The sequence below is a fragment of the Pseudomonas sp. B21-031 genome, from assembly GCF_024748985.1.
Lineage (GTDB): Bacteria > Pseudomonadota > Gammaproteobacteria > Pseudomonadales > Pseudomonadaceae > Aquipseudomonas > Aquipseudomonas kermanshahensis.
Map to the genome: position 1 here is coordinate 3,942,492 of NZ_CP087181.1, position 15,963 is coordinate 3,958,454.

Genomic DNA, 15,963 nt, shown 5'->3' on the forward strand with positions numbered 1-15,963 from the left:
CCCTTCCACCACGGTCACTCGAGGACTGCCATGAGCCCCCGTACCCCGAAAAAAACCCGCTCGGTCGCCCCCTCGCGCATTCGCGAAGGCATGCCCTTCCCCCTCGGCGCCACCTGGGACGGGCTTGGGGTCAACTTCGCCCTGTTCTCGGCCAACGCCACCAAGGTCGAGCTGTGCCTGTTCGACTCCACCGGCGAGCAGGAAATCGAACGCATCGAGCTGCCGGAATACACCGACGAGATCTACCACGGCTACCTGCCCGATGCGCACCCGGGGCTGGTCTACGGCTACCGCGTCTACGGCCCCTACGAGCCCGAGAACGGCCACCGTTTCAACCCCAACAAGCTGCTGATCGACCCGTACGCCAAACAATTGGTCGGCAGCCTGAAATGGTCCGAGGCACTGTTCGGCTACACCATCGGCCACCCTGACGGCGACCTGTCGTTCGATGAACGCGACAGCGCGCCCTTCGTGCCCAAATGCAAAGTCATCGACCCGGCCTTCACCTGGGGCCGCGATCAGCGTGTGCAGGTGCCCTGGGAGCGCACCATCCTCTACGAAGCCCACACCCGCGGCATCAGCATGCGCCACCCGGCGGTGCCGGAAGAACTGCGCGGCACCTTCGCGGGCCTGGCCAACGACGAGCTGCTCAAGCACATCAAAGAGCTGGGCGTTTCCAGTATCGAGCTGCTGCCGATCCATGCCTTCGTCAACGACCAGCACCTGCTGGACAAAGGCCTGAACAATTACTGGGGCTACAACAGCATCGCCTTCTTCGCACCACACCCCCGTTACCTCGCCAGCGGCAAGATCGCCGAGTTCAAGGAGATGGTCGCGCACCTGCATGACGCCGGGCTGGAGGTGATCCTGGATGTGGTCTACAACCACACCGCCGAGGGCAACGAGCGGGGCCCGACGCTGTCCATGCGCGGCATCGACAACGCCTCCTACTACCGGCTGATGCCCGACGACAAGCGTTACTACATCAACGACTCCGGCACCGGCAATACCCTGGACCTGAGCCACCCGTGCGTGCTGCAACTGGTCACAGACTCGCTGCGCTACTGGGCCGGCGAGATGCATGTGGATGGCTTCCGCTTCGACCTGGCCACCATCCTCGGCCGCTACCACGACGGCTACAGCGAACGCCACGGCTTCCTCGTCGCGTGCCGCCAGGACCCGATGCTGAGCCAGGTCAAACTGATTGCCGAACCGTGGGACTGCGGCCCTGGCGGCTATCAGGTGGGTAACTTCGCGCCGGGCTGGGCAGAGTGGAATGACCGCTTCCGCGACACCGTGCGGGCATTCTGGAAAGGTGACGAAGGCCAGTTGGCCGACTTCGCCTCGCGCATGACCGCGTCAGGCGACATGTTCAACAACCGTGGCCGGCGCCCCTATGCCTCGGTCAACTTCGTCACCGCCCACGATGGCTTCACGTTGCGCGACCTGGTGTCGTACAACGGCAAGCACAACGAGGACAACGACGAGAATAACCAGGATGGCACCGACAACAACCTGTCTTGGAACTGCGGCGCTGAAGGGCCTACCGAGGACCCTGAAATCAATGCCCTGCGCATGCGCCAGATGCGCAACTTCTTCGCCACCCTGCTGTTCGCCCAGGGCACGCCGATGATTGTCGCTGGCGACGAGTTCAGCCGCACCCAGCATGGCAACAACAACGCCTATTGCCAGGACAGCGAGATCGGCTGGGTCAACTGGGACCTGGACGAAGACGGCACCGCGCTGCTGGCCTTCGTCAAGCGCCTGACCCGGCTGCGCCTGGCCTACCCGGTGCTGCGCCGCTCACGCTTTTTGGTCGGCGACTACAACGAGGCAATCGGGGTCAAGGATGTCACCTGGCTGGCGCCGGATGGCAGCGAGATGAGCGTCGAGCAGTGGGAAGACCCCCATGGCCGCTGCCTGGGCATGTTGATCGACGGGCGTGCACAGGTCAGCGGCATTGCCCGGCCGGGCGCAGAGGCGACGGTGCTGCTGATCGTCAATGCCCACCACGACACCGTGCCGTTCCAGCTGCCGGCGGTGCCTGAAGGGGACTACTGGAGCTGCCTGGTCGACACGGATCGGCCAGAACTGCGCAAGGGCCAGCACTTGCAGTTCGAGAGTACCTTCGAGGTGAAGGGGCGCTCGATGTTGTTGATGGTGTTGCAGCACGAGGAAGAGTGAACCCACCTACCCCAGGCAGGTCCTAGCATTAAACCGCCCCGATGATGACCTTGTGGGAGCCCCTGTGAAGCTCGAAGCCAGCAACCCAGGTTTCGCCACTGTTGACCAGGCCCCAGCCGTGCACCGGCTGCGGGTGCTGACAGTCAACACCCACAAGGGCTTCACGGCCTTCAACCGGCGCTTCATCCTGCCGGAACTGCGCGAAGCGGTGCGCAGTACCCAGGCCGACATCGTGTTCTTGCAGGAGGTGCTCGGCAGCCACGATCGCTACGCCGCACGCTACCCCGGCTGGCCGCAGACCTCCCAGTACGAATTTCTCGCTGACAGCATGTGGAGCGACTTCGCCTACGGCCGCAATGCCGTATACCCCGACGGCCACCACGGCAACGCCCTGCTGTCGAAATACCCGATCATCGAACACCGCAACCTCGACGTGTCGATCACCGGCCCCGAGCGCCGTGGCTTGCTGCATTGCGTGCTCGACGTGCCTGGCCCGCATCAGGTGCATGCCATCTGCGTGCACTTATCGTTGCTGGAGAGCCATCGCCAACAGCAACTGCAGTTGCTGCGCAGGCTGCTCGAGTCACTGCCCGAGGGTGCACCCGTAATCATCGCTGGCGACTTCAACGACTGGAAGCTGCGCGGCAATCGCACCCTGGGCCTGCGCAACGACCTGCACGAAGCGTTCGAACGCCACCACGGCCACCTCGCACGTACCTACCCAGCGCGTATGCCGCTGCTGCGCCTGGACCGCATCTACCTGCGCAATGCGCAAAGCCATGCGCCGCAGATTCTGGGGCACAAACCTTGGACGCACCTCTCCGACCATCTGCCATTGTCGGTCGAGGTCAAGCTGTAGCAATCATTCTTCATAGCCAAGCAGCGGCAAATAGCGAACCTTGCTATACCCGACTATTTAACTCAACAAATCAGCCACTTGAACCAAATCATGTGCAATGAACACAACCTTCACGCTTTCTTGACGCAAGCCGCTCCCTCTCCTTAGCTGAACATTATCTAGTCGTAAAGATCTCGCGCCGGGCCTCTAGCTCGCGCCCTCGTGCGCGTTTGCGAAAGCAGGCGTGCTGGTTTGGGTCGCCCACTGTTTTTGCCGTACAGCTCGTGACAACAGGCCAGGTCCTTGGGCTGTACCACAAAAATAAACGGAGATCCGCCATGAAAAGAACCTCGAATCCCTTGCGCTTCGACAGCATTTTCTACGCGGTTTCCACGTCGCTGCTTCTGGCAACCCCAGTGGAAACTTTCGCGTTCGAACTGCAGGACGACCCAACCTCCCCCAGCTTCCTGCAGCAACCGGCGATGCCGCAGCTATCGCTCGACCCGGTCAGCGCCAGCGGCGTGAGCCTCGGCACATTGAACGCATTCTCAGAAAAAATGACCGAACGCCACGGGCAGGCGGCACCGGACCTGGTCGCCAGCCAGTGGTCGCAGTTTTTCCCAGGTGCCACGCGCACCGGTGCACAACCGCCTGACCAGCTCGAAGCCCCCAGCCAGCAACTGCTGGTTGGCCCAGACCTGTTCCTGCGCGAGACCGGCGCAGGCAATGTGCACCGCGCGGGGATTTTTTTCGGCCACAACAACCTGCAAAGCAGCTTCAACGGCATTCGCCCGCTGCTGGGCGACAAGCAACGCAATGCGGTGAACCTGAGTGGCGAGAGCCTGGGGGTGTACTGGAGCATGACCCATGAACGGGGCTGGCACCTGGATGCCGTGGCCATGGGTTCGCGCATCGACATCAATGGCCGTGGCGAAAGCGGCCAGCGCCTGGACGACAGCGGCCATGCCATGACCTTCTCCCTGGAAGGCGGCTTCCCGATCGGCTTGGGCGGCGGTTGGGTGATCGAGCCACAGGCGCAGTTGATCAACCAACAGTTTTTCCCCGGCAGCCGCGTGCAGGAAGAGACGCTGCAGGCGTTCGACAGCCAGCCCAGCTGGAGCGGCCGGGTCGGTGCCAAATTGTCCGGGCGCTACGAAGTGCGCGGCATGCCCATCGAACCCTATGTACGCACCAACGTCTGGTATGACTTCAGCAATGCTGAAGAGGTGAAGCTGGACCAGGTCGACAAGATCTCCAGCTCGCGGTACTCGACCACCGTGGAATTAGGGTTGGGCCTGGTGGCCCGAGTGACGCCGAATGTGGCGCTGTTCGTGAGTGCGGATTACAGCAGCGATGTGGATGACAATGACCTCAATGGGCTGATCGGCAGCCTCGGGGTGCGGATGCGGTGGTAGCCGGCCTGTAGCCCTTGTGCTGCGCATGCGGTGGTATGCCTGCCTGTAGGAGCAGCCTTGTGCTGCGAAGAGGCCGGTGAAAGCAGCCTAGAGTCACTGTGCTTTCACCGGCCTCTTCGCAGCACAAGGCTGCTCCTACACGGGCAATGTTTGCCCCGCTCAGGCAGGTTTGAGAATCAACACGCCCAGCGGCGGCAAGTTGAGCGCCAGCGACAACGGCTGCCCATGGCTGGTGACAGCTTCGCTTACCACCGCCCCCAGGTTACCCACGTTGGACCCGGCATACAGTTCTGCATCGCTGTTGAGCAGCTCTTCCCAACGCTCGCCAAACGGCACGCCAATGCGGTAGCCCTCGCGCGGCACCGGGGTGAAGTTGGCCACCACCAGCAACGGCTCGCCATTGCTGCTCCAGCGCAGCCAGGCATACACGCTGTTTTGCGCGTCATCACCGATCAACCACTGGAAGCCCTGGGGCTGGCAATCCTGCTCATGCAGCGCAGGCACCTCGCGGTACAGGCGGTTAAGGTCGCCGACCAGGCGCTGCACGCCCTTGTGCTCAGGGTACTGCAGCAGGTACCAGTCCAGCTCGCTGTCGTGGTTCCACTCGCGCCACTGGCCAAATTCGCAGCCCATGAACAACAGCTTCTTGCCCGGGTGCGCCCACATGAACGTGAGGTAGGCACGCAGGTTGGCGAACTTCTGCCAGCGGTCGCCTGGCATCTTGTCGATCAGCGAGTGCTTGCCGTGCACCACCTCATCGTGGGAAATCGGCAGGATGAAGTGCTCGGAATAGGCATAGATCAGCCCGAAACTCATCTCGTTGTGATGATAAGTGCGGTGAATCGGGTCGTTCTGGATGTAGTGCAAGGTGTCGTGCATCCAGCCCATGTTCCACTTGTAGGCAAAGCCCAGGCCGCCCTGCTGGATCGGCTGGCTGACGCCGGGCCAGGCGGTGGATTCTTCGGCGATGATCAACGCGCCAGGGGCTTCGTGCGCCGCGACGCCATTGAGGTGGCGGATGAAATCGATGGCCTCCAGGTTCTCGCGCCCACCATGGCGGTTAGGCACCCATTCGCCCGCCTTGCGCGAGTAGTCGCGGTACAGCATCGACGCCACGGCATCGACACGCAGGCCGTCGATGTGGAACTGCTTGAGCCAGAGCAATGCCGAGGCCAGCATGAAGCCACGCACCTCGTTGCGCCCAAGGTTGTAGATCAGCGTGTTCCAGTCCTGGTGGTAGCCCTCCAGGGGGTTTTCGTATTCGTACAGGGCCGTGCCGTCGAAGCGGGCCAGGCCGTGCTCGTCGGTAGGGAAATGCGCCGGCACCCAATCGAGGATGACGCCGATGCCGCCTTGGTGGCAGGCATCGATGAAGGCGGCGAAGTCTTCGGCACTGCCGTAGCGCGAGGTGGGCGCGAACATCGAAAGGGGCTGATAGCCCCAAGAGCCGCCGAACGGGTGCTCCATGATCGGCATCAGTTCGATGTGGGTAAAGCCCAGCGCCTGCACATAGGGCACCAGGCGCTCGGCCAGCTCGCGCCAGTTGTAGTAACGCGCCACCTCGCCCAGGTCATCCAGCTCGCACTGCCACGAGCCGACATGCAATTCGTAGATCGACAGGGGCGCGTTGTAGGCGTGACGTTGCGCACGCTGCGCCATCCAGTCGTGGTCTTGCCAGGGGTGGCTGAGCGCACCGGCGACCTTCGACGCGGTGCTCGGCGGCAGCTCGGTGGCGCGGGCCAGCGGGTCGGCTTTCAGGGGCAGTACGCCCTCTTTGCCCAACACTTCGAACTTGTAGGTTTCACCCACGCCAAGCCGCGGCACGAACAGCTCCCACACCCCCGCGCTGTGGCGCAGGCGCATCGGGTGGCGGCGGCCGTCCCAATTGTTGAAGTCACCCACCACCGACACCCGCCGCGCATTCGGCGCCCACACCGAGAAGCACACGCCGTCGATGCCATCGGCCTGCATCGGCTGGGCACCAAAGCGCCCGGACAGGTCGCGGTGGTTGCCTTCGGCGAACAGGTAAAGGTCCATATCACCCAACTGCGGGCCAAAGCTGTACGGGTCTTCGGTCACCTGCTCACCACCGGCCCAGCCGATTTGCAACAGGTAGGGCTGTGCGTCATCAAGGTGCGCGGTAAACAGGCCAGGCAAGCTGGCCTGCACCATTTCGGCGAGCACGCGGCCGTCGTGGCGCGACAGCACGCGCGCATTCAGGGCATTGGGCAGGAAGGCGCGGACCCACTGCCCGCCGGCGCCGTCGCCATGGGGGCCAAGTACCGCAAATGGATCGGCGTGCTCGGCGCGGGCCAGGGCGTCGAGGTCCCGTTGCCGAAGACCGCCGGTATCACGCGTGGTTGCATTCATCTATGACTCTCCCCAGGTACTGATCAGTCCATGCAAGCCATGCAAAGGCACGGCCAGCCAATTCGGTCGATTTTCAGCTTCGTATGTAATTTCGTACGCGGCCTTTTCCAGGCAGAACAATTCCAGCGCGGCGCGCTCGCCTTCGGCCTGTTGCCAGGCGTGGGGCATAGCAGCGGTCGCCAAGCCATAAGCCTCGACAAACGCATGGCGGGATTGGTGCAGGTAGTGCCTGGCAACCCGGTGCCGAGCCTTGCGCGCCGGGTCGGAAAGGTCCACCGCAGAGGCGTTGCGCAGAATCATCGCAGCAGCATAGTCGAAGGATCGCAGCACGCCGCTGACATCTTTGTAGGGGCTGTGACGCGCCCGGCGTTCTTCCAATGGGCGCGCCGGTTCGCCCTCGAAATCGATCAGGTAAGCATCGCCCTGCACCACCAGTACCTGGCCCAGGTGCAGGTCGCCATGCACGCGCATCAACAGGCCGCCTTGGGCTTGTCGGGCGAGGTTGTCGATGTGCTGGGTCAGGCCGTCGCGCTGTTGCTGCAGGTCGTCGACCAACGCCTGGCTGTCGCTGTCCAGGCTGTCGCGGTGCTGGGCCAGCAGGTCGAGGGCGTGGGTCAGCTCGGCAGTAATTTGGGTGCTCCAGCGCTCGCTGTCCTGGGCATCGCTTGTGCGCGGCTGGAAGGCCGCATCTTCGGTTGGCGCTGCCAACAACACGTGCATCTCGCCCAGACGCTGGCCCAACAAGGCAGCAAAGCCATCGAGTTCGGCCAGGGCATCGGTGTGGGCTTCGCTGGCCGAACTGGTCGGTTCCATCTCGTCGCGGATGGCCCGCTCCAGGGTGTTCTGGGTCCAGGCCCAGGCATCGCCCTGATTGCTCAGGTAGCCCTGAGCGATCATCAACAGGTGCGGGGTGGCGTGCTCGTCCACGCGGCTGACCCACCCCAGCAACGGCGAAATATTGGTAAAGCCCGCAGCAGTCAGGTAGGCGCTCATCTCAAGTTCCGGATGAATGCCTGGGTTGACCCGGCGGATCAGCTTGAGCACTACCCGATCGGCAACCACCACCGAGCTGTTGGACTGCTCGGCGCTGAGGTAGCGCACAGGGCTCTCTTCGGTGAGCCCCAGCTTGGCAAGCTGTTCGGTGCACTCGAAACGCAGCTCGCCCAGGCCATTGCCGCAGGGCAGCCGGTGGCGTTCCTGGCAGGCCCGCAGCACGGCGCGGATGAATGGCTCAAGGACGAAGGCGTCGGTGATCAAACCAACCTGTCGGCCACGGCGCACGCGCGACAATGCCAACTGCTGGGGCAAGGCGCTGTTGATCTGCTCTTCGGGCAACAGGCCGAACGGCAGTTGGTAGTGGTTGGCGACGCCATCGCTGAGCACTTCCAGTTCGCCGAGCAATACCGGCGTGGTGGCCGTGCCAAAACGCACGCCATAACGCAGGCGAACCTGGTCGATCGGCCCTTCCTTGCCGGCGAACCAGCGCCGTTTGGGCAGGTATTGCGGCAGGATCGAGCTTTCTAACATCTCGCTGGAAGGCGCCTCGAGCAGCTCTTCCAGGCGCTTGCGCAGCACCAGTGTAGTCAATTCGGGTAACCCCTCGATGGCCTGGATGTGCCAGCTGGGCATGCGGTCGTGCGACGCCAGCAGGAACCAGTAAAAAGCATAGGGCGGCAATGTCAGCAAAAACGGCAGTTGGCCGATCGGGGGAAAGGCGCTGCCGCCCAGCATCTCCACCGGTACTTTATCGGCGTATTGCGACAGCTCGAGTTCCGCGGCCTGGGCGGCGCGTGACACGTTGGCCACGCAAAGAATCACTTCACTGTTGCCCTCTTGATCGGTGTACTCGCGGATGTACGCGAGGATGCGCCGGTTGCTCGGTGTGAGCATGCGGATGCTGCCACGGCCAAACGCCTTCTGCTGGTTGCGCACCGCCAGCAGGCGGCGGTTCCAGTTGAGCAACGAATGCGGGTCGTGGGACTGGGCCTCGACGTTGACCGTCTGGTAGCCGTACAGCGGGTCCATGATCGGTGGCAGCACCAGGCGCTGCGGGTCGGCGCGGGAAAAGCCACCGTTGCGGTCCGGCGACCATTGCATGGGGGTGCGCACGCCGTCGCGGTCGCCCAGGTAGATGTTATCGCCCATGCCCAGTTCATCGCCGTAGTACAAGGTCGGGGTGCCGGGCATCGACAGCAGCAGGCTGGTCAGCAGTTCGATGCGCCGTCGGTCACGTTGCAACAGCGGCGCCAGGCGACGGCGGATGCCAAGGTTGATGCGGGCGCGGCGGTCTTCGGCGTAGTAGTTCCACAGGTAGTCGCGTTCGCGGTCGGTGACCATCTCCAGGGTCAGCTCATCGTGGTTGCGCAGGAAAATCGCCCACTGGCTGTTGGCGGGGATTTCCGGGGTTTGGCGCAGGATGTCGGTGATCGGGAAGCGGTCCTCCATGGCCAGGGCCATGTACATGCGCGGCATCAGCGGGAAGTGGAAGGCCATGTGGCATTCGTCGCCATCGCCCTCGCCAAAGTACGGGCGGGTGTCTTCGGGCCATTGATTAGCTTCGGCCAGCAGCATGCGGTCGGGGTAGTTGGCGTCGATTTCGGCGCGGATCGCCTTGAGCACCCGGTGGGTCTCGGGGAGGTTTTCGTTGTTGGTGCCGTCGCGCTCGATCAGGTAGGGGATGGCGTCCAGGCGCAGGCCATCAACGCCCAGGTCGAGCCAGAAGCGCATCACCCCGATCACCGCCTTGAGCACTTGCGGGTTGTCGAAGTTCAGGTCTGGCTGGTGCGAATAGAAGCGGTGCCAAAAGTACTGGCCGGCGACAGGGTCCCAGGTCCAGTTGGACTTCTCGGTGTCGAGGAAGATGATGCGGGTGCCGTCGTACTTCTGGTCGTCATCCGACCACACGTAGAAGTCGCGTGCCTTGCTGCCCCGCTTGGCCAGGCGGGCGCGCTGGAACCACGGGTGCTGGTCGGAGGTGTGGTTGATGACCAGTTCGGTGATCACCCGCAGGCCGCGCTTGTGCGCCTCGGCGATGAAGCGCCGGGCATCGGCCATGCTGCCGTAGTCGGGGTGCACAGCTTTGTATTCGGCGATGTCGTAGCCGTCATCGCGCCGTGGCGAGGGGTAGAACGGCAGCAGCCAGAGGGTGTTGACGCCCAGTTCGGCGATGTAGTCGAGCTTGCTGATCAACCCGGCGAAATCGCCGATGCCGTCGTTGTTGGCGTCGAAGAACGACTTGATGTGCAGCTGATAAATCACCGCGTCCTTGTACCACAGCGGGTCATCGATGAAGGCTGCTGGTCGGGAACGCTTGGCCATGGGTGACTCCTTTCGTTCTGCGGATGCGCGCTACCTGGTTTTAGGGCTGTTGCGCAGCCCATCGCCGGCAAGCCAGCTCCCACAGGTTTTGTGCTGGTTTCACAGGCAGCACCGGGCCTGTCATTTGTCTGCAAAGCTTGCAGCCGACGCCGGCCCCTGTGGGAGCCGGCTTGCCGGCGATGGGCCGCACAGCGGCCCCCGGTTTGAAGGCCTAACGGGCCTTTTCTATTCGCCAGATACCAAACGGCTGATGCCAGGGCTCAATGCGCATCCATTGAGTCTTGCCACGCCACGTCCAGCGATGGCCGTTCATCAGGTCTTCGCCAACAGTGTCGGCGTTGTCGTCCAGGCCCAACTCCCACAGCGGCAGCTCGAAGCTGGCCTCCTGGGCGTTGTGCGGGTCGAGGCTGATCGCCACCAAAATGAAGTTGTCGCGCTCGGGCGTGCGCTTGGCGAAGTACAGGATGTTGTCGTTCCAGCAATTGAAAAACGCCACCCCAAGGTGAGTCTGCAAGGCGCGGTTCTGCCGGCGGATGCGGTTGAGCTGGGCGATTTCGGCAATGATGTTGCCGGGTTGGGTGAAATCACGCGGGCGGATTTCGTACTTCTCCGAGTCCAGGTATTCCTCTTTGCCGGGCAGCGGCGTGGCTTCGCACAGCTCGAAGCCCGAATACATACCCCATAACCCCGAGCCCATGGTCGCCAAGGCCGCGCGAATAAGAAAACCCGCCCGACCCGAGGTGTGCAGGAAAAACGGGTTGATATCTGGCGTGTTGACGAAGAAGTTGGGCCGGTAGCACAGGCTCCACGGCGGCTGATTCAGCTCTTCGTAAAACTCGCGCAGCTCCTGCTTGCTGTTGCGCCAGGTGAAATAGGTGTAGCTCTGGGTGTAACCGACCTTGCCCAAGCGCGCCATCATCGCCGGCTTGGTGAAGGCCTCGGCCAGGAAGATCACGTCCGGGTGCTGGCTGCGCACATTGGCGATCAGCCATTGCCAGAACGGCAACGGTTTGGTGTGCGGGTTGTCGACGCGGAAGGTCTTCACGCCCTCCTCGACCCAACCAACCACCACGTCGCGCAGCGCCAACCACAGCGAAGGCACGGCCTCTGGGGCATAGAAGTCGACGTTGACAATGTCCTGGTATTTTTTCGGCGGGTTTTCCGCATAGCGGATGGTGCCGTCGGGGCGCCAACTGAACCAGCCGGGGTGCTCTGTGAGCCAAGGGTGGTCTTGCGAGCACTGGATGGCGAAGTCCAGGGCGATTTCCAGGCCATGCTCTGCGGCGGCGGCCACCAGGCGGCGGAAGTCTTCGCGGCTGCCCAGTTCCGGGTGAATGGCGTCGTGCCCACCTTCCGGGCTGCCGATGGCGTAAGGGCTGCCTGGGTCGTTAGGCTCTGCCTGCAAGGCATTGTTGCGGCCCTTGCGGTGTTTTTTGCCAATCGGGTGAATGGGCGGGAAGTACAGCACGTCAAAGCCCATGTCGCGGATCATGGGGAGACGTTCGTGCACGTCGTTAAAAGTGCCGTGGCGCTCGGGGCTGTCGGTGATCGAGCGCGGGAACAGTTCATACCAGCTGGCGAACTGCGCCGCTGGGCGGTCGACGTCGACCGGGAATTCGCTGCTGCGCGTAAGGTAGCTGCGGTGCTCGGCCTCGGTCATCAGCCGGGTGGCTTCGGGGCCCAGCAACAGCGCCACCTGGTCATCTTCGGGCAGTGCCGGCAGCCGTGCCTGCAAGGCTTCGATCTGTTCACGCAAGAAGCCCTCGCTGCGTTCTGCGCCTTTGCCCAACAGAAGACGGCCTTCTTCAAGCTCCAGCTTGACCTCGACGCCAGCGTGGTACTTCTTCTCCAGGTCGTGGCAATAGGTGGCGAACGGGTCGATCCAGGCCTCGATGCTGAACAGGTGCGGGCCCAGCTCAGTTGGGGTGAACTCGCCCAGCCACAGGTCATTGCCGGGCGAATTCATAGGCACGCAGTGCCAGCGTCGGCTGTGGGCCTGGCGCCAGTTGAGCATCACAGCGAGGCGGTCATGGCCGTCGCTGTAAACCTTGCTGCTGACCGCGACCGCCTGGCCGCTGATGGCCTTGGTGGCGAACGTGCCGCCGTCGAGCGCAGGTTGCGTGCTTTCGATCACGATGCGCGGCGCCAGCAGCGCCTGGGCCAGGCTGATGGCCTGGTCTGGGTGATCGTTCGCCATGGGCACGCTTTCGAAGGGCTCGTTTCGTGACATCGGACCTTGCTCCCTTAGGCTGGTGGCGGTAAGGGTTCAGAGCCGGGCGCGGGCGTAGGGGTTCAAATAAATTGAGCGAACGGCAGCCCCTGACAGTCAGAGCCTGCAGCACCTCTTCATCCACCCACGCGAGGTCAGGCCATGAACATTCCCATTCCACCGGAAACCCCCGATCCGAACATCGACGACCCCAGCTTGCCGCCACCCGTGCCGGAGGAGGACCCGGACGAGCTGCCGATCAAGCCGACCGTACCGCCGACGGTGGGCGACCCACCGAGCCAGGAGCCACCGGTGAAGGCTTAAGGGTAGACCACCGCTACTGATATTTTTGCCAGTAGCGGTGCCTGCCGGTTGTGCTGATGATAAGTTCTCCTTACTGCCAACAGGAGGGCGAGGCGATAAGGTTTCGCTGACACAACCGGCCTATCAATCGACAGTAGCAGCCATCAATTCCGCCACACTGATCTCCCGCATCCTGAACTTCTGCACCTTCCCCGTCACCGTCATCGGGAACTCGTCAACAAAGCGGAAATGCCGCGGCACCTTGTAATGCGCGATGCGTGCCTTGCACCAGCCCTGCAGCTCATCGACCGTGGCGCTGTGCCCGGGGTGCAGTTTGATCCAGGCCACGATTTCTTCGCCGTAACGGTTGCACGGGATGCCGATCACTTGGGCATCCGCGATTGCCGGGTGGGTATAGAAAAACTCCTCCAGCTCGCGCGGATAGATGTTCTCGCCGCCGCGGATGATCATGTCCTTGTTGCGCCCGACGATACGCACATACCCCTGTTCGTCCATGACCGCCAAGTCGCCCGAGTGCATCCAGCCGGCTGGGTCGATGGCATCCGCCGTGGCCTGCGGGTTGTCCCAATACCCGAGCATCACGCTGTAGCCCCGCGTGCACAGCTCGCCGATTTCGCCCCTGGCAACAATGCAGCCGTCGGCGTCCACCAGCTTGTTTTCCAGCTGCGGCTGGGTGCGCCCGACCGTGGTCACGCGCAGCTCAAGCTCGTCGTCCGGGCCGGTTTGCAGGGACACCGGGCTGGTCTCGGTCATGCCATAGGCAATTTGCACTTCGGCCATGTGCATCTGGTCGATAACCCGGCGCATCACTTCGATCGGGCAGGTGGCACCGGCCATGATGCCGCTGCGCAGGCTCGAGAGGTCCATGGCCTGGCGGGCCGGGTGGTCGAGCATGGCGATGAACATGGTGGGCACGCCATAGAGGATGCTGGCGCGTTCTTCGGCCACGGCGCGCAGGGTGAGTTCGGCGTCGAAAGCGTCGTTGGGGTAGACCATGGTGCTGCCGTGGGTGATGCAACCGAGGTTGGCCATGACCATGCCGAAGCAGTGGTACAGCGGCACCGGGATGACCATGCGGTCGGCCGAGGTCAGGCCCAGGCTTTCGCCGACCATCAAGCCATTGTTGAGGATGTTGTAGTGGCTGAGGGTGGCGCCCTTGGGCGCGCCGGTGGTGCCGGAGGTGTACTGGATGTTCACCGGTTGGTCGAACTGCTGGCTCTGCTGGCGGGCCGTGAAGGCCTCGAGCGTGGTCTGCCCTGCCCGCTCGACCAGCGCCTGCCAGGGCAAGAAGCCCTGCGGCGGTTGGGCAGCCAGGCTGATCACCCCGCGCAGCTCGGGCAGGCGTTCACTGGCCAATTCACCGGGGGCAACGCTGGCAAGCTCCGGCACCAGGCCTTGGACCATGGCGTGGTAATCCGACGTCTTGAAGGCATCGGCGCACACCAGCCAGCGGCAGCCGGACTGGCGCAGCACGTATTCCAGCTCGCCGACGCGATACGCCGGGTTGATGTTGACCAGGATCGCGCCAACCTTGGCGCTGGCCAGTTGCAGGATGCACCACTGGGCGCAGTTGGGCGACCAGATGCCCACGCGGTCGCCGGTGTTCACGCCCAGGGCCATCAAGGCGCGGGCGTGCACATCGACCTGTTCGGCCAACTGCCGCCAGCTGTAACGCAGGCCCTGGTGGCGCGCCACCAACGCTTCGCCATCGGCGCAGCGGGCCACGGTGGCATCGAAGGCCTGGCCGATGGTCTGGGTCAGCAAGGGCCGGTCCTGGCGACCGCGGGTATAGCTCGGTTGACTCATGGGTGTCCCTTCTTGTGGTTGTTCTGGGCACGACTGAAGCAAGCGGGAGATACTCTGGCGCAGATTTACGTTTACGTAAAGGTGATGAGGCGATTGACAGTGACCGAAGGCAGGTTTACGTTAACGTAAAGGTGATGAACGACACCGGCCATCAGGCAAGAGTCGACCCCTGTGGGAGCGGGCTTGCCCGCGAATGCGATCACTCAGGCAATGACGGTGATCCTGCTGACGCATTCGCGGGCAAGCCCGCTCCCACAGGGGGCGGCGGCGAATCCATGAGCTACGGTGTTACCCAATTTCAAGAACAAGAAGGTGCCCCCGCATGCATTACCCCTCCCTGAACTTCGCCCTGGGCGAAACCATCGACATGCTCCGCGACCAGGTCAGCACCTTCGTCGCCGCCGAACTGGCGCCGCGCGCCGCGCAGATCGACCACGACAACCTGTTCCCCGCCGACATGTGGCGTAAATTCGGTGACATGGGCCTGCTGGGCATCACCGTGTCGGAAGAGTACGGCGGCGCCGGCCTGGGCTACCTGGCCCACGTGGTGTCGATGGAAGAAATCAGCCGCGCCTCGGCCTCGGTCGCCCTGTCCTACGGCGCCCACTCCAACCTCTGCGTCAACCAGATCAACCGCAACGGCACCCATGAGCAAAAGCTCAAGTACCTGCCTAAGCTGATCAGCGGCGAGCACATCGGCGCCCTGGCCATGAGCGAACCTAACGCCGGCTCCGACGTGGTGTCGATGAAGCTGCGCGCCGAAAAACGCGGCGACCGCTACGTGCTCAACGGCAGCAAGACCTGGATCACCAACGGCCCCGACGCCAACACCTACGTGATCTACGCCAAGACCGACCTGGACAAGGGCGCACACGGCATTACCGCGTTCATTGTCGAACGCGACTGGAAAGGCTTCAGCCGCAGCAACAAGTTCGACAAGCTGGGCATGCGCGGCTCCAACACCTGCGAGCTGTTCTTCGATGACGTCGAAGTACCGGAAGAAAACATCCTCGGCCAACTCAACGGCGGCGTACGCGTGCTGATGAGCGGCCTGGACTACGAACGCGTGGTGCTGTCCGGCGGCCCGACCGGCATCATGCAAAGCTGCATGGACCTGGTGGTGCCCTACATCCACGACCGCAAGCAGTTTGGCCAAAGCATCGGTGAGTTCCAGCTGATCCAAGGCAAGATCGCCGACATGTACACCCAGCTCAACGCCAGCCGCGCCTACTTGTACGCCGTGGCCCAGGCCTGCGACCGCGGCGAGACCACCCGCAAGGACGCCGCCGGGGTCATCCTGTACACCGCCGAACGCGCCACGCAAATGGCCCTGGAAGCGATCCAGATTCTGGGCGGCAACGGCTACATCAACGAGTTCCCGGCAGGCCGCCTGCTGCGCGACGCCAAACTGTACGAAATCGGCGCTGGCACCAGCGAAATCCGCCGGATGTTGATCGGCCGCGAATTGTTCAACGAAACCCGCTGAGCACAAGGGACGG

9 protein-coding genes are annotated in these 15,963 nt (G+C 63.2%); 5 read left to right on the plus strand and 4 right to left on the minus strand.

All coding sequences use genetic code 11. The annotated features are described in order from the left end of the window. The first annotated feature begins 30 nt into the window (after window positions 1-30). The 3 genes from glgX to LOY53_RS17585 all read left to right on the plus strand — a co-directional run bounded on the left by glgX (window position 31) and on the right by LOY53_RS17585 (window position 4,437). A complete protein-coding gene (gene glgX / locus LOY53_RS17575; RefSeq protein ID WP_085272612.1) occupies window positions 31-2,184 on the plus strand; it encodes a glycogen debranching protein GlgX in 2,154 nt (717 codons plus the stop codon). 64 nt (window positions 2,185-2,248) lie between these two features. After that, window positions 2,249-3,043, plus strand: a complete 795-nt coding sequence (locus LOY53_RS17580; protein ID WP_258703076.1) for an endonuclease/exonuclease/phosphatase family protein — start codon at window positions 2,249-2,251, stop codon at window positions 3,041-3,043. 317 nt (window positions 3,044-3,360) lie between these two features. Continuing rightward, complete coding sequence (locus tag LOY53_RS17585; protein ID WP_252825100.1) at window positions 3,361-4,437, plus strand: autotransporter outer membrane beta-barrel domain-containing protein; 1,077 nt, start codon at window positions 3,361-3,363, stop codon at window positions 4,435-4,437. 159 nt (window positions 4,438-4,596) lie between these two features. Here LOY53_RS17585 and glgB read toward each other — a convergent pair whose 3' ends face one another. The 3 genes from glgB to LOY53_RS17600 form a co-directional block, all read right to left on the minus strand. After that, entirely contained in the window at window positions 4,597-6,807 is a 2,211-nt protein-coding gene (gene glgB / locus LOY53_RS17590) for a 1,4-alpha-glucan branching protein GlgB (RefSeq protein WP_099454766.1), read from the minus strand. Beyond that, window positions 6,808-10,125, minus strand: coding sequence for a maltose alpha-D-glucosyltransferase (gene treS, locus LOY53_RS17595; RefSeq protein ID WP_258703077.1), 3,318 nt, complete (start codon window positions 10,123-10,125; stop codon window positions 6,808-6,810). A 211-nt stretch (window positions 10,126-10,336) separates the two neighbouring features. After that, window positions 10,337-12,355, minus strand: a complete 2,019-nt coding sequence (locus tag LOY53_RS17600) for an alpha-1,4-glucan--maltose-1-phosphate maltosyltransferase (protein WP_258703078.1) — start codon at window positions 12,353-12,355, stop codon at window positions 10,337-10,339. 141 nt (window positions 12,356-12,496) lie between these two features. Here LOY53_RS17600 and LOY53_RS17605 point away from each other — a divergent pair, with 141 nt between their 5' ends. Further along, entirely contained in the window at window positions 12,497-12,658 is a 162-nt protein-coding gene (locus LOY53_RS17605) for a hypothetical protein (RefSeq protein WP_003251307.1), read from the plus strand. 123 nt (window positions 12,659-12,781) lie between these two features. On the opposite strand, the gene LOY53_RS17610 is transcribed toward LOY53_RS17605, so the two are convergent. Beyond that, window positions 12,782-14,464, minus strand: coding sequence for an AMP-binding protein (locus LOY53_RS17610; RefSeq protein ID WP_252825106.1), 1,683 nt, complete (start codon window positions 14,462-14,464; stop codon window positions 12,782-12,784). A 322-nt stretch (window positions 14,465-14,786) separates the two neighbouring features. Between LOY53_RS17610 and LOY53_RS17615 the strand changes: the two genes are divergently transcribed. After that, window positions 14,787-15,950 carry an isovaleryl-CoA dehydrogenase gene (locus LOY53_RS17615; protein WP_027592784.1) on the plus strand — a complete coding sequence of 388 codons (1,164 nt, stop codon included), beginning with the start codon at window positions 14,787-14,789 and terminating at the stop codon, window positions 15,948-15,950. Window positions 15,951-15,963 lie beyond the last annotated feature (13 nt).